This is a genomic window from Bradyrhizobium sp. F1.13.3, from assembly GCF_040548265.1.
Classification (GTDB): domain Bacteria; phylum Pseudomonadota; class Alphaproteobacteria; order Rhizobiales; family Xanthobacteraceae; genus Bradyrhizobium.
The window spans coordinates 123,085-141,013 of record NZ_JBEPRI010000009.1; the positions used below are offsets into that span (position 1 = coordinate 123,085).

The 17,929-nt window shown below is 64.1% G+C and carries 20 protein-coding genes; 11 read left to right on the forward strand and 9 right to left on the reverse strand.

What is annotated here, in order from left to right; all coding sequences use genetic code 11:
• Positions 1-130 precede the first annotated feature (130 nt).
• Positions 131-1,078, reverse strand: coding sequence for a TAXI family TRAP transporter solute-binding subunit (locus tag ABIB66_RS24090; RefSeq protein WP_354207778.1), 948 nt, complete (start codon positions 1,076-1,078; stop codon positions 131-133).
• A gap of 162 nt (positions 1,079-1,240) precedes the next feature.
• The gene (locus ABIB66_RS24095) at positions 1,241-1,720 is read right to left on the reverse strand and encodes a hypothetical protein (protein WP_354207776.1); all 480 of its coding nucleotides are present in this window, start codon (positions 1,718-1,720) and stop codon (positions 1,241-1,243) included.
• A 194-nt stretch (positions 1,721-1,914) separates the two neighbouring features.
• On the opposite strand from ABIB66_RS24095, the gene ABIB66_RS24100 reads away from it, so the two are divergent.
• On the forward strand, positions 1,915-2,217 hold the full coding sequence (locus ABIB66_RS24100; protein ID WP_275170856.1) for a hypothetical protein: 303 nt from the start codon (positions 1,915-1,917) through the stop codon (positions 2,215-2,217).
• A gap of 159 nt (positions 2,218-2,376) precedes the next feature.
• On the opposite strand, the gene ABIB66_RS24105 is transcribed toward ABIB66_RS24100, so the two are convergent.
• Positions 2,377-3,591, reverse strand: a complete 1,215-nt coding sequence (locus ABIB66_RS24105) for a hypothetical protein (RefSeq protein ID WP_354207773.1) — start codon at positions 3,589-3,591, stop codon at positions 2,377-2,379.
• A gap of 70 nt (positions 3,592-3,661) precedes the next feature.
• Positions 3,662-4,291 (reverse strand): NUDIX hydrolase, encoded by a 630-nt coding sequence (locus tag ABIB66_RS24110; protein WP_473308528.1) that lies wholly within the window; start codon positions 4,289-4,291, stop codon positions 3,662-3,664.
• 68 nt (positions 4,292-4,359) lie between these two features.
• On the opposite strand from ABIB66_RS24110, the gene ABIB66_RS24115 reads away from it, so the two are divergent.
• From ABIB66_RS24115 to ABIB66_RS24145, 7 genes are all read left to right on the forward strand, one after another.
• A complete protein-coding gene (locus ABIB66_RS24115; protein WP_354207771.1) occupies positions 4,360-4,785 on the forward strand; it encodes a PaaI family thioesterase in 426 nt (141 codons plus the stop codon).
• Positions 4,786-5,081: 296 nt separating this feature from the next.
• Positions 5,082-6,092: an aldo/keto reductase gene (locus ABIB66_RS24120; RefSeq protein ID WP_354255913.1), complete on the forward strand. Its 1,011-nt coding sequence runs from the start codon at positions 5,082-5,084 to the stop codon at positions 6,090-6,092.
• Positions 6,093-6,105: 13 nt separating this feature from the next.
• Complete coding sequence (locus ABIB66_RS24125; protein WP_354255916.1) at positions 6,106-7,419, forward strand: tetratricopeptide repeat protein; 1,314 nt, start codon at positions 6,106-6,108, stop codon at positions 7,417-7,419.
• Positions 7,420-7,618: 199 nt separating this feature from the next.
• Positions 7,619-8,194, forward strand: a complete 576-nt coding sequence (locus tag ABIB66_RS24130; protein ID WP_354255919.1) for a hypothetical protein — start codon at positions 7,619-7,621, stop codon at positions 8,192-8,194.
• 161 nt (positions 8,195-8,355) lie between these two features.
• Positions 8,356-9,033, forward strand: a complete 678-nt coding sequence (locus ABIB66_RS24135; protein ID WP_354255922.1) for a hypothetical protein — start codon at positions 8,356-8,358, stop codon at positions 9,031-9,033.
• A gap of 38 nt (positions 9,034-9,071) precedes the next feature.
• Entirely contained in the window at positions 9,072-9,566 is a 495-nt protein-coding gene (locus ABIB66_RS24140) for a hypothetical protein (RefSeq protein WP_354255925.1), read from the forward strand.
• 121 nt (positions 9,567-9,687) lie between these two features.
• Complete coding sequence (locus ABIB66_RS24145; RefSeq protein ID WP_354255928.1) at positions 9,688-10,212, forward strand: sensor histidine kinase; 525 nt, start codon at positions 9,688-9,690, stop codon at positions 10,210-10,212.
• Between the two features lie 77 nt (positions 10,213-10,289).
• On the opposite strand, the gene ABIB66_RS24150 is transcribed toward ABIB66_RS24145, so the two are convergent.
• Positions 10,290-11,849 carry an oleate hydratase gene (locus ABIB66_RS24150; RefSeq protein ID WP_354207764.1) on the reverse strand — a complete coding sequence of 520 codons (1,560 nt, stop codon included), beginning with the start codon at positions 11,847-11,849 and terminating at the stop codon, positions 10,290-10,292.
• A gap of 401 nt (positions 11,850-12,250) precedes the next feature.
• On the opposite strand from ABIB66_RS24150, the gene ABIB66_RS24155 reads away from it, so the two are divergent.
• Together ABIB66_RS24155 and ABIB66_RS24160 are read left to right on the forward strand one after the other, a co-directional pair.
• The gene (locus ABIB66_RS24155) at positions 12,251-12,820 is read left to right on the forward strand and encodes a cysteine hydrolase family protein (protein ID WP_354207762.1); all 570 of its coding nucleotides are present in this window, start codon (positions 12,251-12,253) and stop codon (positions 12,818-12,820) included.
• Between the two features lie 165 nt (positions 12,821-12,985).
• A complete protein-coding gene (locus ABIB66_RS24160) occupies positions 12,986-13,306 on the forward strand; it encodes a hypothetical protein (protein ID WP_354061003.1) in 321 nt (106 codons plus the stop codon).
• Between the two features lie 64 nt (positions 13,307-13,370).
• Here ABIB66_RS24160 and ABIB66_RS24165 read toward each other — a convergent pair whose 3' ends face one another.
• The 4 genes from ABIB66_RS24165 to ABIB66_RS24180 all read right to left on the reverse strand — a co-directional run bounded on the left by ABIB66_RS24165 (position 13,371) and on the right by ABIB66_RS24180 (position 16,470).
• Positions 13,371-14,642: a flavin monoamine oxidase family protein gene (locus ABIB66_RS24165; protein WP_354207760.1), complete on the reverse strand. Its 1,272-nt coding sequence runs from the start codon at positions 14,640-14,642 to the stop codon at positions 13,371-13,373.
• Positions 14,643-14,652: 10 nt separating this feature from the next.
• Positions 14,653-15,360, reverse strand: a complete 708-nt coding sequence (locus ABIB66_RS24170; protein ID WP_354207758.1) for a RibD family protein — start codon at positions 15,358-15,360, stop codon at positions 14,653-14,655.
• Between the two features lie 19 nt (positions 15,361-15,379).
• Complete coding sequence (locus ABIB66_RS24175; RefSeq protein WP_354207756.1) at positions 15,380-16,054, reverse strand: FABP family protein; 675 nt, start codon at positions 16,052-16,054, stop codon at positions 15,380-15,382.
• 155 nt (positions 16,055-16,209) lie between these two features.
• On the reverse strand, positions 16,210-16,470 hold the full coding sequence (locus tag ABIB66_RS24180; RefSeq protein ID WP_275170841.1) for a hypothetical protein: 261 nt from the start codon (positions 16,468-16,470) through the stop codon (positions 16,210-16,212).
• A gap of 229 nt (positions 16,471-16,699) precedes the next feature.
• Here ABIB66_RS24180 and ABIB66_RS24185 point away from each other — a divergent pair, with 229 nt between their 5' ends.
• Entirely contained in the window at positions 16,700-17,902 is a 1,203-nt protein-coding gene (locus ABIB66_RS24185) for an MFS transporter (RefSeq protein ID WP_354255931.1), read from the forward strand.
• Positions 17,903-17,929: the final 27 nt, after the last annotated feature.

Genomic DNA, 17,929 nt, shown 5'->3' on the forward strand with positions numbered 1-17,929 from the left:
ATAACATTGCACAGCGCCTCCAGACCGTCATGCCCGGGCTTGTCCCGGGCATCCACGGACTTTCTCGCCTGCTCTTAGAACGTGGATGGCCGGGACAAGCCCGGCCATGACGTCCGATAACGAGAGCTGATTACTTGATCAGCCCTTTTTCCTTGTAATAGCGGATCGCGCCGGGGTGCAGCGGAACCGGGCTGCCGCTGGCGGCCGTCTCGAGCTTGATCTCCTTGCCGGCCGCATGCGCGTTGGCGAGCTCGGGCAGCGACTCGTAGACCAGTTTTGTCATCTGGTAGGCGAGATCGTCCGACACCGCCGAGCTGGTGACGAGATAGTTGACCACGGCCGCGGTTGGCACGTCCTTGTCCTGCCCGGTGTAAGTATTTGCGGGAATGGTTGCCGCGATGAACGGCAGGCCGATCTTGTCGACGGTCTCCTTCGGCACCGACACCACAACGATCGGGCTCGAGGTCGACAGATCCTTCAGCGAGGCCACGCCGAGGCCTGCCGATTGCAGGGTCGCGCCGAGCTGGCGGTTTTTCATGAGATCGACGGATTCGGCAAACGGCAGATACTCGACCTTGCCGAGATCCTTGTAGCTCATGCCGGCCGCCGCCAGGATCGCACGCGAATTCAGCTCCGTGCCCGATTTCGGCGCGCCGACCGACAGGCTCTTGCCCTTAAGGTCCGCCAACGTCTTGATGCCGCTCTCGGCGGTCGCGACGATCTGGATGTAGTTCGGATAGATCGCGCCGATCGTGCGCAGCTTGTCGAGCTTGGTCTTGAAGCCCGCCTCCTCTTCGCCGTCCCAAGCCGCTTTCAGCGAGTCGCCCAGCGTGAACGCCAGCTCGCCGCGCCCTTGTTGGAGCAGGATCAGATTCTCGACTGACGCCTTGGTGGCCTGCACCTGCGTCTTCACGTTCGGAATCTTGTCGCCGTAGATCTTCCCGATCGCGACCCCGAGCGGATAGTAGACGCCGGAGGTGCCGCCGGTCAGCACGTTGATGAAGGATTGCGCCTGCGCGCAAGGCGCCGAGGCCGCCAGCGTAAGAGCCGCGGCCACGCCGAAAATCGTCCTTTTCATGATCTTTTCACTCCCCAAACCGGCCGGGAAGTTGGCCGGATGAAGGGTGCGGGTCAACCCATCCAAAAGTCAAAACAGGACTGCGGTAAATGGCTGTCCTGGCTCGATTTTTGGGGAACCCGCGGGTGCGGCGAGGTGGCGCAGCCAGGTCGGGTCAGCCCCTCACTGGAAGGTCATATCCAGGCATTTGGAGATGTCGGAGCCGAGGCCGGAGGAGATGATGATGCAGCCGCGGACTTTCTGCGCGCCGACGTCGGCGGCCCAGACCGAGTAGCCGCCGGGGCCGAAGAAGGAATTGGTGTTCGGCGGCTCGGTCTCGGTGGCGTCGAAATCGTAATGGCCGTCGGTCTCGAAGATGCGCGGCTTCTTGGTGCAGGCGCCGTCGGTCTGGACGTTGATGACTTCCTTGTTGTCGCGGGTCAGCGCGAGCGAGACCTGGCAGCGGAAATATTCCGAGGTCTTGGTGTTGAAGAGATAAGTGTAGGACTTGCAGGTCGCGGTATTCAGCTTGCCCGGGGCCAGGCCGCGGCTGCACGAAATCCTCTGGTTGTGGCTGAGCTGGTAATCGTCGGCCCGGGCGGCCGGCGTGAGCGCCGTCAGCAACAGGCCGGCGGCCCAGCAAGCTTTAATGACGAGGTTCATTCGAATCATCCCCTACCCAATGTTTTTGTCGAATTGCGTTCTAGACGGAAAGCGGAACATAGTCGCGCGGGGACGAAGGGAAAATCACAAACTGCTCGGCAAGACGTGATGCGCTGCGGCGCTTTCGCAAATTGACCTGGAAACGCCGTTCGTGATTTGTTCAAGCCGGGAGCCTCGATGGGGAGGATAGGGTGATGGCATTTTCGACAAGGATTTTTTTGGTGACGGCCGTGCTCGGCGCGTTCGCTACACCCGCATTGGCGCAGACCGCTGCAACACCTTGGGAGCTCAAGCCCGACACCGGCTACGCCTATGACAAGGACGGCAAGACCCTTTCCTATAAGATGGGCACCAGCAATGCCGGCGAACTCCTGAAAGGCGCCAAGAAGGTGCCGAAGGGCACGCTGTTCTTCCTCGGCCACAACGGTCAGCTCTACATGCGCAGCGGCCCGTACCTGGAAGGCGACGGCAAGTTCAAGTTCGGGTCGGATCAGTAGGGCGGGTCGCGGCGACGCCACGCATTGCTGTCGTCCCGGCGAAGGCCGGGACCCATACCGCGTGATCCCTCGATTGCGGACGGTCGCAGTACCGAACGACTGTCCTCCCAAACCACGCCCTGTGGTGATGGGTCCCGGCCTTCGCCGGGACGACGCCGTCTAAAACGCCCCCGCCAGCTCCCGCGCGCCGGCGTTGTTGCTGTTGCTGTCCATCCTCGTATCCGTCACCGCCAGCAGCTTCGCCACCGTGTTGTGGCGGATCGCGACCGGGTTGCGCTCGTAGCCGCCGCGCTGGAAGAAGTTCGAGGTCGGCACCTGCTCGCGCATGGCCTGCGGCATCGTCACCATGTCGAGGCCGGTGCCGTCGCCGGTGAGGTTCATCATCTCGAGTTCGGCCGCGCTGAGCGGGCGGCTATAGCCCTTGGCGCGCGCGAACAGCACCGAGGTGAGCAGCTTGTGGGTCTGCAGCATCGGCCCGATATCGATGTCGAGCACCATGGCATGCATGGCCCAGCCCTGCGCGGTATTGCCGATCTTCTCGTGCTCCGACCAGGTATCGGGCACCGACTTGGCGTGCGCCACCATTTTTTTAAGAACGGTGAGCTTGTGCTCGAGCGACTGGCGCGCCGGGCCCGAGGTCCTCGCCACCTTATCAGAGAGCGCGCGGATGAATTCATGGCCTTGCTCGGCCAGCAGCTCGACGCTGTTGGTCGTCAGCAGCTGGTTGTAGCCTATCGCGGTCGAAATGGCGCGCTTGCCGCCATGCTCGATTCCCGCCTGCACGTCGTAACTTCCGGTGCCGCCGGTCTCGAACGCATAGACCCGCACCGCCTGCTCGCGCGTCAGCCCCGAGGCCAGCGCGTAGCGTGCATAGACGCGCTTGAATTCGACTTCGCTGGCCGGCCGCTGCGGCGTGAACTGATAGAGTTCCTGCGCCGCGCGCAGCAGATCGGCGACCACGGGGATCGGCTTTTTCGTCGGGCGGTCCGGGGTTTCCTCCGGCTCCGGATTCACCGGCCGTTTCGGCCCGTTATAAAGCGACGGATGCTCCAGCACGTAGTCGTCGAGCGTGACCTGCTGACCGTTGCGCCGCTTGGCGTTGCGACCTTTCCGCTTCTCGGAGATCTGGCTCCAATAGGCGCCGGCTTCCTCGTCGAAGGCCGCGCGCGCCGCCTGATACTCCTGCAGCTTGCGGCGATATTCGAGCACGGCGGGCGACACGCCGCCTTGCGCGAAAAACTGCGACAACAGTTGGGCTTTGGCATTGCGGACGGCTGGCGGCAGCGCGTCGGATTCGCCGCCGCGCGCGGCAGGCGCGAGCAGGACGAGCGCGAGTGGAACCAGTCTCACGGCATTTCGAATCGATCGATGCATGCTGCCCTCTTAGCAGGCATCCGGTAACCGTCACGTTAACACGCCGTTTACCTCTTTTTCGCCCCTCGCATCATTTCCAGGCGAACACCGGCTGCTCCAGCTCGGTGACGCGGGTGTGCCGTCCTGCCACCACTTCGCGGAACTGGTAGATCAGGGCCGCCGTCGGTGCGTGGATCAAGCTCGACTGATGATGGAAGCGGATCACACGGCGCGTGCTCTCGGGGATCGCGACGAAATCGAACGCATCTTCGCGCTCGACCGCCCCAAGCGCGATGCGATGGACGGACGCGACCTCGTCCGGGTTTGGTTTGATCGCGGCACTATCGGCGGCCCAAACCACGACCGGCGTGATCAGATAGCCGGAGCGGGTCGGATAATCGTCGAGCGTGCCGAGCACCTCCGCGCCGGTGAGGCGCAGGCCAAGCTCCTCGTCAAGTTCGCGCAGCGCCGCCTCGACCGGCGTCTCGCCGGCATCGCAGCGTCCGCCGGGCAGAGCCCATTGACCACGATGGGCGCGCAGATGCGATGCGCGCAGCGTGAGCAGCAACGCCGTGTCATCGCCCTCGCTGGCCGCGGTCAGCGCAATCACCACCGCAGCACGCTTCAACGCCGCCGGCTGCTCGTCCTCCGGCAGTCGCGTGAAGGCCGCACAGGCAGCCGCGATATTCCGCCGTGTGGCATCGTCGAACGGTCTCATGATGCTTGACTACACCACGTCCGGCCCCGATGAAATGAGTTCGCAAGACCCGCTCGGGAATGGACGACGACATGACCAACAAAGCCGCCGCACGGCTGAAAGCAGACGGCTGGACCATCCTGGAGACCACGGGCTTCATGCATCTGATCGGCCCTCTGTGGGAGCGCAAGGTCGACGGCCAACACGAATTCGCGCTGGCGACAGAAGACAAGCATCACAATCGACGCGGCATGGTCCAGGGCGGCGTGATGATGACGTTCGCGGACCGTACCTGCGGCATGACCGCCCGTTACGTCTCCGGCAAAGAGTTCATGGCAACGGTGCAGCTCGACACCCATTTCGTCGAAGCCGGCCAGATCGGCGATATCCTGATCTCCCGCCCGCGCGTGGTGCGCGCGACGCGCAGCCTGATCTTCATGAGCACGGAGGTCAGCGTGGACGGCCGTTGCGTGGTGATGGCCAATGGTGTGTTCAAGATTTTGAAGGGGCCGGGGTAGGGTCCACTGTCGTCCTGGCGAAAGCCAGGACCCATTACCCCAGGGAGACGTCGTGCCGCGAGCAGCTCACCGCGAATCTTCGTCAAATCTCCTCTCGGGGTAATGGGTCCTGGATCGGCGCTCCGCTTGTCCAGGTCGACGTTGACGAGCGACGTGCTCCCAAGCTCGTCATTGCGAGCGCAGCGAAGCAATCCAGAATCTTTCCGTATACGCATTTCTGGATTGCTTCGCTGCGCTCGCAATGACAGCACTGGGCCGCTATGCTGATGCCACAAGAAGCAGCAAGGACGCGCCCTATGCAATATCGCCAGCTCGGCCGCAGCGGCCTGAAAGTATCGCCGATCTGTCTGGGCACCATGATGTTCGGCGGGCCGACCGATGAGGCGGCATCGAAGCGGATCATCGCGAAGGCGCACGAGGCCGGGATCAATTTCATCGACACCGCGGATGCCTATTCGAAGGGCGCATCCGAAGAGGTCGTGGGACGCGCGATCGGCAACAACCGTCACGCCTGGGTGCTCGCCACCAAACTTGCGAACCCGATGGGCACCGATCCCAACCGTGTCGGCCTGTCGCGGCGCTGGGTATTGCAGGCAGCGGATGAGAGCCTCAAGCGGCTCGGCACCGATCACATCGACATCTATTATTTGCACAAGGAAGACCACACGACTCCGCTGGAGGAGACGGTGCGCGCGATGGGCGATCTGATCCGCGCCGGCAAGGTGCGCTATTTCGGCGTCTCCAACTACCGCGCCTGGCGTGTCGCCGAAATCTGCAACATCTGCGACCGGCTCGGCATCGACCGGCCCGCGGTGAGCCAGCCCTATTACAACGCCATGAACCGCATGCCCGAGGTCGAGCACTTTCCGGCCTGCTCCTATTACGGCCTCGGCATCGTGCCCTATAGCCCGCTGGCGCGCGGCGTGCTGACGGGCAAATACAAGCCCGACGCAGCTCCTGATAAGGAGTCGCGCGCAGGCCGTAACGACACCCGCATGATGCAGACCGAATGGCGGCCGGAATCGCTCCAACTGGCGCAGGAGATCAAGGCTCACGCCGAGAAAAAGGGCATCACCGCCGGCCAGTTCGCGGTCGCCTGGGTGCTGAACTCCGCCTTTGTCTCCTCGATCGTTGCCGGTCCGCGCACCGAGGAGCAATGGGACGGCTACACCGGCGCGCTCGACTATCGCTTCACTGCGGAGGACGAGGCGCTGATCGACAGACTGGTCGTGCCAGGTCATCCGTCGACGCCGGGCTACAACGACCCGGCCTATCCGATCGAAGGACGTCGCGCGCGGACGGCTTGAGACGGAGACACGAATGGCCCTCGAAGATCGCTACGGCCTACCGATCACTACCTCTTCGCCCGAGGCGGCATCCGCTTATCGCGAGGGCGTTGACCTCATGCTCTCGGGCTGGACCGGCACGGCGGAGATGCTGGAGCGCGCGATTGCGGCCGATCCGGATTTTGCGCTGGCCCATATCGCCCGCGCCCGCCTGCATGGCTTCTATCAGCAAGGCGATCTGGCACGGCAGAAGGCGGCCCTCGCGCGCGAGCTCGTGGTGACACGCGGCACGGAACGCGAGCGTTCGCATGTCGAGACGCTGGCGCTCGCAATCGAGGGCCGGCTGCCCGAGGCAATCGCGGCGACGATGAAGCACGTCCAGGCGTGGCCGCGCGATGCATTGGTGCTGTCGCTGCCGCTCGGCGCGTTCGGCCTGTTCGCGTTTTCCGGCATGGCCGATCACGACCGCGCGCGGCAAGAGCTGTGCGAGCGCGTCGCGCATCACTATGGCGAGGATTGGTGGTTCCTCACCATGTACGGCTGGGCAACGACCGAGAACGGCAATGTCGGTCGCGGCCGCGGCGTCACCGAGCGCGGCTTCGACCTGCGCCGGCAGAATGCCCATGCCGCGCACGCCGTGCTGCATGCGATGTTCGAGGACGGTTCGATCGAAGCGGCTGACCGGCTCGTCGACGACTGGATCCCCAGTTACGACCGCGCCGGCATCTTGCACGGCCACATCCGCTGGCATCAGGCGCTCGGCGCACTGGAGCATGGCGATGCCGCGCGGGCGCTCGCGATCTATGCCGATGTGCTGCAGCCGAAGGCGACACAGGCGCCGCCGCTGAATGCCGTCACCGACAGCGCGTCACTGCTCTGGCGCCTTTCGGCTTACGGCCACGCCGTGCCGGGAGCGCTCTGGGTCGAAGGCGATGCCACCGCGCAAAAGCTGTTTCCGAAATCGAGCCTGCCCTTCGCCGATATCCACATGGCGCTGTTCGCGGCAGCGACGCAAAATAGCGAGGCACTCGCCACACGTCTTGCCGCGATCGAGCAGCGGCTCGCCGATGGCAAGCTTCCGGCCGGTCCCGTGGTGCCCGCGGTCTGCCGCGCGCTGGCAGCCTTTGCGGACGAGGATTACGCGGCATGCGTGCAAATGCTCGCGCCGGTTCTCGGTGAGATCGTGCGCGTCGGCGGCAGCCACGCCCAGCGCGAGTTGATCGAGGACACTTTTGTCGTTGCCCTCATGCGCGGCGGCGACCTGCGGCGCGCCCGCGCGCTGCTCGACGCGCGCCTGCACCGCCGTCCCTCCCTGCGCGATACGCGCTGGCGGGCGACGATGGGCTAGCTCCGCCACGAAAAAAACACCGGCCGGGCGGCAATTGCCGGTCGGGAATAGGTTGGGCGATATGGACGAATCGCAGTTGGGGGGTGGCGCGGTGGTATTTCAGACGGATTCGGCAGAACAAACGGGATCGCAACCAATTTGCGGTTCGCTGGTTATCGGACGGAACTTTTCCGGGGTTCCTTGGCACGTGAGCCTTCCGATGCGCCTCTGCCGACCAGTCTTCACCGCCGCCCTCATGGCCTTGGCAAGCCCTTGTTTTGCCGAGTCTTCCTTGTCGATTCCCGTCAACAACCCTCAGGCCCCAAACGCTTACGTCGACCTGCTGGCGCTGATGTCCGGCCACTGCAAGACGCTGAAGGTCGCCGGGCGTACCTTCGCCTGCAAGACGGTCGCCTACGCCCATGGTGACAAGGGCCGGGTCAATTTCGCGGTCGCGGTCGACGATCCCGCCGATGACAATCACGTCGTGTCGTTCTCCGGCGAGAACGGCAAGCGCGCCGACGACAACTCCTACGAGCTGCCGATCGACCGCATGCTGCTCAATTCCAAGGACCGCCCCAAGGTCCACGGCCTGCCGGTGCCGGCCGAGCAGACCTCCACCGGCCTCTGCCGCCAGACCGGCAATTTCGCCGCCAAGAAGGTGACTGACGTCACCTGCTCTGCCACCGACAGCGAGGGCCGCAGCTACGAACTGCTGTTCGTTTCCGACGGCACGCCCGTGAGCGTGCGTCGTATCAGGCAGTCGGCGCCGTCGATCCAGGATCCGTTCAAGTAGCGACCCTTCTTCGCTCTGGAGGCGGGCGAGGCGAACTGCCGCCTGCGCGGCACAGCCGGATCAAATCCTTTCGTTGAAACTTCGGAACCGGCAGGTATGCTCGGATGCGTCCTCATTGAGGAGGCGCCCGTTGCAGACACAGGCAGGCACAGAGTCCAGCAATGCGGATGGTCATAGCGATCAAGCGGCTCCTGATCGTCTGCCTGTTCGCAACCCTGGCACATGATTGCCCTGCAGCCGACGGTCCGGGGCAGCGCTCGATCCTGGTGCTGGAAGACGCCGACTTTCGTTCGCCGTTCTATTCGGAGATTTTTGCCGGTATCCGCACCGCGGCGAAGGAAAATGGACAGATCCATACCGTGATCTACGGCGAAAGCCTGGATCTCGCCCGTTTCCCGGGACCGGACTACGAGGAGAGCCTGCTCGGTCATCTCAAGACCAAATACGCGCACCGGTCGATTGACGTCATCGTCTCGATCGGCGTCGCGTCGGCGAGATTTCTTCAGGGGCACAAGCACGACATCTGGCCCGCCGCACCCGTGGTTTACGGCTTCGTGCCCGATCTGCCCGAGACGCGCGCACTGTTCCTGCCCGGCACGACCGCAATCTTTGCCAAGGTGTCTCCGGCGCAGATACTGACTGCGGCACGCGCGGTCGTTCCCGACTTGACCGGCGTCGTTCTCGTTGGCGATGCATGGAAAAATCCGCTGATATATGGCCACTGGAAACAGGAATTCGCGACCACGATGCCGGATCTCAAGATTATCGATCTGTCCGGCATCGTGCTGCGGGAGGTGCGCGAACGGGTCGGCTCCTTGCCCCCCGCTCTGCAATTCTGACCTCGGCGATGTATTCCGACGGCGAAGGCACCCACTATTTGCCGGCCGCGGCGCTTGCGCGTGTCGCCGAGCGCGCGAACCGCCCGATCATCATCACCTCCGATACATTTCTCGGGCGGACGGGAGTTGGCGGCTTCCTGCTGCTGCCCGAAACCATCGGACAGGAAGCCGGCCAATTGGCAATGCGGATTCTCGGCGGCGAATCGCCGTCGAGCATCCCGCCCGTTGCCGGGGACAACGTGAAGCCGATCTTCGACTGGCGGCAGCTCAAGCTCTGGAATGTGGACGAAGCCCATCTGCCTCCGGGCAGCGAGGTGCGTTTCCGAGAACCGAGCTTCTGGGAGCAGTATTACTGGCGCGTCATGATCAGTGTCGGCGCGTTGCTGGTGCAAGACGACGATGATCGCCATCCTCCTGCGCGAGCGCAGACTGCGATTCCTGGCGGAGATCGAGACACGCCAGCGCATGTCGGAGCTAGCCCACATGAATCGCCTTGCGACCGCGGGCGAGATGTCTGCCACGATCGCGCATGAGCTGAGCCAGCCGCTCGCCGCCATTCTGATCAATGCTGAGACCGCCGAGCAGGTGCTGCAGACACCGGCACCTGACCTCGGCGTGATCAAGGACATACTGGGTGACATTCGCCGAGACGATATGCGCGCCAACGAGATCGTCGTTCAGGTGCGCTCATTTCTGAAGAAGGCCCGCACAGAGCGGCGCGAGCTCGATCTCAACGCGACGGTCGGCGAGGTGTTTCGATTCCTTTCCGTACAGGCCCTGACCTACGACGTTGCGCTCGCGACGGATCGATCGTCCTCGGATATCCGCGTAACTGCCGACAAAGGGCAGCTCCAGCAGGCTATTCTGAATCTGGTCATGAATGCCATCGAAGCGGTGACCGATCTGCCGGAGGATCGGCGACGCATCGTCGGTCGAACCAGCCTTGCGAACAATCAGGCCATGATCTCGATCGCAGATGCCGGCGACGGCATCCGCACAGAAAAGATAACCGAAATCTTCAAGCCGTTTTTCACAACCAAGACGCAGGGGATGGGCATCGGCCTCTCGATCACGCGCACCATCATCGAGGCACATGGCGGGCGCATCTGGGCCGAGAACGCCCCGACAGGAGGCGCCGTCTTTCATATCAGCCTGCCACTGGCTGTGGCGCGATCGTGAGTCGGGGCGTTCTTCCGCCAGACGTCAGCCATCAGTCGGCGCCGTCGATCCAGGATCCGTTCAAGTAGCTCCACCCGTCACGTGAACGCCTTTTCCAGCGTCGCGAAGATCACCGCGAGCGATTTGTCGTGCCGCGTCACCGGCGGCACCGGGCGATCAATCTTCATCAGCTGATAGACCGCCATTTGGGCCGCGCGCACCGAATATTCGACGGTGAACACGACGTCATCGGGGATTTCGACGAACTGGCTGACGAAGGCGAGATTGACGGATTTCCTCGGCACCGGCAGCGGCCGGTCGGTCACGGTGCGCGGCATGAACATGCTGGTGATGTAGGGCATGCGGCAGGGAACGCAGATCGCATCCTCGAACACGCCAGGGTCGAAATTCAGGTGACCGCAAAGCTCCTTCAGGAGGTCGGCGCCGCCGCAATCGGACATCGGCTTGGCCACGAAATTGCCGACGCGGTCGGGATGCAGCGCATAGCCCCAGAACACCTGCACGTTCTTCGGCTGTCCGGCGAAATGCGGCTGGTGATACAGCACCACCGACATCAGCCAGTTGGAATCCTTGAACGTGACGAGGCCGCCGGTGCCGGCCTTGTTGCCGGAGAACGCCTCCATCTTGTCGAAGAAGCGCGGATCGCGGCAGGTGACAGTGAATGACAGCCAATAGGATTCCGGGATCGACGCGTTGAACGCGGATGGCTTGCCGAATTCGGGACGTCCGTTCGCGATTTTCTCCCACAGCGCCCAACCCTGGCTGTCGGACCTGGTCAGGCGCGGAGCCGGCTCGGTCATCGAGCCCAGGCTCGAGGCGTCCGTCATCGAGCCGTTCTGAAAGAACACGAGGTCGCCGTCCTCGAGCCGGACATTGGTGGTGCGGCCGTCGCGGTCGAGGACGAGCTGGCGCACCCGCAAGCGTCCGTCCTCGCTCTCGATCGCCATGTCGGTGACGGCGGTGCCGCGCACGAATTGCACGCCCTGCCCCTTGAGCCAGCCGGCAAGCGGCCGCACGATCGTGTCATACTGGTTGTAGACGGTGCGCTTGACGCCGGCGAGAGTCTCGATGCGCGGGAATTCGTTCATAAAGCGATGCAGATAGCGCTTCAGCTCGACCGCGCTGTGCCAGGGCTGGAAGGCGAAAGTGGTCTGCCACATGTACCAGAAATTGGACTCGAAGAATTTGGGCGACAGCCAGTCGGTGATGCGGCTGTTTCCCAGCGTCTCCTCCGAGGCCTCCGTGAGCCGCAGCAGCTCGAGCCGGTCGCGCGCGGAAAATCCCATATGCGAGACGTCGAGCTTGAAGCGGTTGCGATCGACCAGGCGCGCCCGCGAATGCACGGGGTTCTCGGTGTTGAACGCGACGGTTTCCTCGCGCACGCTGAGGCCGGGATGTTCGAGCGAGGGAATGCTCGATAGCAGGTCCCAGGTGCATTCGTAGTGATCGGTGGTGAGCATGCGCCCGCCGCGCAGCGAATAAGCGCCGTTCGCGAGCAGCGCGCCGTCGAGGCTGCCGCCGACCAGCGGCTGCGCCTCGTAGATCACGATGTCCCGCCCCGGCAGCTGCGCGTCACGAACGAGGAACGCCGCGCCCGCGAGCGATCCAATGCCGCCACCGATGAAATACGCCTTCATGTCCTGCCTCGATCTGCAATTTCGAATTTTCGCGGCGACATTGCATGGGGAGACACTGGCCTGAGTTGCGCTGGATCAAGCGCAACGCGCATGAGGATCACGTTGAGTTGAGCGATCGACTGATCAACCCCGGCAGCGCGACTCTCGTGTCCCGGACGCGCTGCAATGCTCTCGGCGTGCTGCGCAGAGCAGGGATCCAGAGCAGGGACCCCCATGCCGCACAAGATCCCGCTGGAGACATGGGCCCCGGCTCTGTAGCGCACCGTCGAAGAGACGCTGCGCTGCGTCCGGGGCACGAGGCGTCGCGAAACGAGGGAAGATTGGCATTGCGTGTTGTCACTATCGACTCGCATAGTCGGCGCAGTAAGCAAATCTGCAGGTAAGTCTGAAAGCCACCCCTCATGTCCCTCGCCCTTCCCGCCCTCATCGTCGTCGACGTCCAGCGTGCGTTCGACGAATGGGAGGCGGCGGGCAAGCAGCGCAACAATCCGGAGGCGGTGGCGCGTATTGCCGATCTCCTGGCGGCCTTCCGAACGAGCGGCGCGCCGATCTTCCACATTCGTCATGAGGGCACCAAGCCGTCCTCCTCATTTCTGCCGACGAGCTCCGGCTATGCCGTCAAGGACGAGGCGCGCGAGCGGCCGGGCGAGATCGTGATCGTCAAGCGCGTCAACAGCGCCTTCATCGGCACCGATCTGGAAAAGCGCCTGCGCGCGGGCGACATCGGCACGCTCGTCATCTGCGGAGCCACCACCAATCGTTGCGTCGAGACGACGACGCGGATGGCCGGCAATCTCGGCTTCGACGCACAGCTGGTGCGCGACGCGACCTGGACGTTCGAGCGGGTCGGGCCGGATGGCGACAGGCATTCTGCCGAGGAGATCCATGCGATGACGCTGTCGAACCTGAACGGCGAATTCGCGCGCATCGTCACCACCGATGACGTGATTGCGTCATTCGCGGCAGAGTGATGGCAGCGTTGCGATCGAAGCCCGTGATGCGACAATAAATCTCACGACACACACGGAGCCGCGCGAATCGGACGCCAATGAAACTGCGTCGTTTCGACGCCCGCACTGGCCGGAACGCACCTGACGACCATGTGTTGTCACACGACATTCAACTGGAGTGATGACATGAAGTATCTCATTGTCGCGATAGCCGTCGGTGCTGCGGCGCTTGCCGGAGGATCGGCGGCGAACGCGGCCAATTATTCAAGCGCGAAACAGAACGCGCCAGCCGCCCAGTCAACCGATATCAGCGCGCAGCACAGGCACCACCATCATGGCCATCGCCATCACTGGCGCCCTCACCACCATCACGGATTTCATCGTCCGCACTACCGGAGCTACGGCTATTATCCTCGGCACCACGGATATTACGGCGGCGGACCGTACGGATATTACGGCGGCGGCGGACCCAGCGTGACGTTCGGCTTCGGCGGCAGTCGCTGGTAAGACGGTCGCCCGAAAGGCAGCAATACGAAAGGCCCGCGAAATGCGGGCCTTTTTGCTCGTCAGCCTATCCCCGCAAGATCATCTCCGCCGTCTGCTGACCGCTCGCCAGCGCCGCCTCGACCGTGCCCATGTCGGCTCCGCGATAAAGCGCCTCGCCGGAGAACAGCACCGGTCCATCGCCGCGAGCTAGGATCGTTTGCGCCTCGCGTGTTCGCGGCGTCGCCCAGGAATAGGCGCCGCGCGCGTAGGGATCGTGCGCCCAGTTTGTCGCAGCGGCCGCAGTGAGCTCGCGCGCGAGGTCCTCGCGCGACAGGGCGAAGACAGCAGCAAGCGAATCGAGCCCCACATCGATCAGCGCTTGCGGGTCGAGGTGCGCCAGCGCTGCCGTGAGCGGGCCGCCGAACCATCCGGTAAGCACGGGATGCCGGTCCGGGTATTGCGTCCACCACACCGGGATGAGCTGGTCGGACAAAAGGAAGCTCATGTCCGCGAGCTCTTCCTTGCGCTCGCGCCACCATGGCCGCCTGAAGCGCAGCAGTATCTTGATCACGTTACCGAAGCCGATGTCGTCGGCCGCCGCCGCCTTGGCGCGCGCGCGGCCCGGCAGCCCGATCTCGCGCAGCAACGGCAACGGAACAGTGAGGATCACGCGATCACAGCCATGCACGTCGCCGCCGACACAGCGAACGGCGATCGCGCCGCCCTCCTCCTCGATCGCCGACACCGCGCAGCCGAAGCGAAAAATCACGCCAAGCTTGCGGCACTGGGCCGTCAGGAAGTCGATCATGGCTCCATAGCCGCCCCGGACCCGCGCCTGGGGTGAGTGCCCGCCAGCCATCCATTCCTCGCGCAGCGCCAGCGTGGAGACGCGCTCGGGGTCGGCCGCATCGTAGCCCTCGACCATTCGCTCGATCGAATGGCGCAGCCGCGCATGCTGATCCCCAGCAAAATGCCGGCGCAGGAATTCGGCGACGGTGAGGTCGTCGTTCAATTCCCGAACCACGGCGTGCAGCTCGGCCTCATGCGCATCGTGGCGATCCTCGCGCATGATGTCAGCGCCATCAAAGCTCCACCGCTCGCCTTCGATCTCTTGAAGAACCAGTCCGGCCTCACGCAGCAACGCGCGGGTCACCGGCGCCTTGCCGTGGACGAATTCGGCGCCGCCATCGGCGGGGTAGCCGAACTCCGAAGCAGGCAGCGGGTGGATGCGGCCGCCGCAGCGCTCGCGCGCCTCCAGGATCGTCACTGTCCTCCCGGCGCGCGCCAGCTCGCGAGCCGCAATCAGGCCGGCCGCGCCGGCACCGACGATGACGATATGCTCTGACGTTGCGGACATCTCGGCGCTGTTACTTGCCCACGGCCTGCGGATCGTTCCGGATCAGATAGCGCAGCAGCAGGACGCCGCCGCCGAGATCCCGCGTGCTCTCCAGCGTCATCGCGGTCAGCGGTGCACGCCGATCTCCGTCAGCGCCCGTGGAATCGAACACGAAGGGCGCGCCGTTGGCGCCGTCGATCGCGGGACTGAGGATCAGGTTGAACTCGTCGATCAGGCCGGCGCGCAGGAACGCGCCGTTGGCGACGCCACCGCCCTCCACCAGCAGGCGCTTCACGCCGAGCTCGCGGTTGAGAATGTCTACCGTCAGCGCGAGGTCGATCTCAGACTTGCCGGCAAAGATATAGGATACGCCCTCGCCGCGGAGCCCGGCGAGATGCGAATCGGAGACGCTCTCGGTCAGCACGACGACGATCTGATCGCCGCCGATATCGGAGCGGCCCCAGCCGATCTTGCCCTGCGCATCGAGCACGACGCCATAGGTTTTCGCGTCGCGTCGCGCGAACCAGTTTTCGCGCGGAAATTTCGCGTCTACCGTGGGATAAGGCTTGCCCTTGGCGAACTCCGAGCCGGTGACGCGGCCGATCACCCAGGCATCGCCGCCGAGCTCGTCATGGATCTTCTCGAACCAGTCCGTCCCTGCCCCCTGCGGGCGCCAGCGGCTCGGATGCGTGCGGCCGTCCAGACTCGAATGCATCAGACAGATGACGTAAGGCTTCATGCGCATCTCCAGGCCGCGCTCAGGCTGCCGGCTCACTGCCCTTCTCATTTCCCTTGGCGCGATCGTTCACGATCACCGCGAGGGGATTGAGCTTTGGCGGCGCGACGAGTTTGAGCGTGTTGGTGTCGCGGTGGTTGAACGGCGCGCCGCGCACGAACAACTCGGTCTGGATCAGATAGGTCCAACTGCCCTCGTCGTTGAAGGTGATGTCGCAGCGGTAAGCATCGGTGCGGAACGCTTGTTCCAGAAAATCAGTCGAGCAGATCCCGTAAGCGGTGTCGCCGCGCTTTGCGGTGACGGAGATCTCTTTGTCGTCCGGCCCGGCCTTGCCCGACGCCAGCAGCACCTGCCCGCGCGGGATCGCCAGCGTCTGCATGATCAGCCCGGTCTTGGGCTCCCACAACCAGTAGCCGACCTGGTCGTGGAAGGTGATGTCTTCCTCGGGCGTGTTGATGTGGATGTGATAGCGCAACCCATAGAGCAGCTGCGGCCCGTTGGCCTGGGGATCGATCGGGTCCATCCGGATGCGCTCGATGAAGGTCCGCCGCTCCGGTCCCTCCGCCTTCGGATTGATGTCGATCCCCTTGTCGGCCTGCCAGACGCCGGCCAGACGGCGGAGCGGGCCCAGATTGGCAAGGCCGTCGGGCGAGACGTCCTCAGGTTCGGTGAAGATATCGGCGGGAAGGGGGAGCATGGGTGTCCTCGCGTCGTTGCGAGGCAGCAATAGCATGAGAGCGCGGGCGTGGCTCGTTCTCAAGCCTCACAATCGGGAATGGACATAGGCGCCACGCGCAGACGATCCGCGAAGCGGAGCCGAACCGACTTGGTTCGGCCCGGTCGCAAAGACGTCTAGTGGCGGTGGTCGCGGACGATGGACGTCGCGTTCAGGGTTGTCACGACGTTCGCCAATGCGGTCGCTGCGAGAGCCACGAGGATGTCGTTGCGCATGTCACGATCCATCATGATGCGGCTGCGTCCGGCTGACGGCCGCCGCAGCCGCGAGTGGTAGGTCGGTTGCGCTTTCGCCGTGCCGCTGAAGCCGCACAGCAGCAATCCAATCGAGAGGACCGCGACAGCAGGACGCGCAACGAAGCGTGACGACAACGTCATGACCATGTCCTCCCAGATGTGAGCAGGGCGATTGCATATGAAGAACGATATGGCTGGAAGGCCGCCTGCGGCCGGCGTTCAGGATGACGGATGATGGGGCCCGCCGCCCCGGCAAGGCCTGGAACCAACCCGATCAGCGTTCGTTAAACTCTCGTCCGCGCCAGAACGATTGGCTGAAAGGATCATGTCCCACCCGCCGTATTCCGGCTGAGACCCCGTTTTGGTATCGATGACATCGCGGTCCCCCTCCTCGTCTCGTATCTGGCCCCTGTTCGCTCTCAACTTCTTCATGGCCGACATGCAGTCGGGCATCGGCCCTTTCGTCGGCGTCTTCCTCCAGGAGCGCGGCTGGGCGACCGGGCTGATCGGCACCGCCATGACGATCGGCAATGTCGCGGGCATGCTGGTCACGACGCCGATCGGCGGCTTCATCGACGCCAGCCGCAACAAGCGCATGTGGGTCGTCATTCCCGGCATCTGCGTGGTGCTCGCGTCCGCTATCATCCTGGTCTCGCAGAATTTCTGGGCGGTGACGTTCTCGCAGGTCGCACAATCGCTGGCGAGCGCCGCGATCGTGCCGGCGGTAACCGGCATCACGCTCGGCATTGCCAAGCAGAAGGGCTTCAACGCGCTCAACGGCCGCAACCAGGCGTTCAACCATGCCGGCAACATGGTCGGCGCCGCGCTGTCGGGCTATCTCGGTTACAAGTTCGGCTATGTCTCGGTGTTCGTGCTGGCGGCTGTGTTCGGCGCCATCGCGATCGCCTGCGTGATGATGATTCCGGCCAAGGCGATCGACGATCGCGCCGCGCGCGGCAGCAAGGAAGAGGATCCCGATAGCGCGCCGGACGCGTTCACGATGCTGCTCAAGCACCGCGCGCTACTCGTGCTGGCACTGGCGCTCGCGCTATTCCATCTCGGCAATGCCGCCATCGTGCCGCTCTATGGCCTGGCGGCGGTCGCCGAAGGCCAGGCCAACGGACCGAGCTTCGTCGCGACCACCGTAGTGATCGCACAAGGCGTCATGGTCATCACGTCGCTGATCGCAATGAAGGCGGCGAGCAAGCGCAACTACTGGCCTATCATCCTCGTCTCCTTCATGTTCCTGCCCATCCGCGGCGTGCTCGCATTCTTCGTCACGGGATGGTGGGGCGTCGTACCGATGCAGGTGCTCGACGGCCTCGGTACGGGACTCCAGACGGTTGCCGTCCCCGGCATGGTCGCGCGCTCGCTCAACGGCACCGGCCGCATCAATCTCGGCCAGGGTGCCGTGATCACCGTGCAGGGCATCGGCGCGAGCCTCAGTCCCGCGCTTGGCGGCTGGATCGCGCAATGGATCGGCTACGGCCCGACCTTCCTGCTGCTCGGCGGTTTTGGCCTCGCGTCCATGGCGCTGTGGTTCGCGTTCGGCGCCCACGTGAAGAAGTATTGAGGCTTCCTTCTCGCTCTCCCCGTTCTT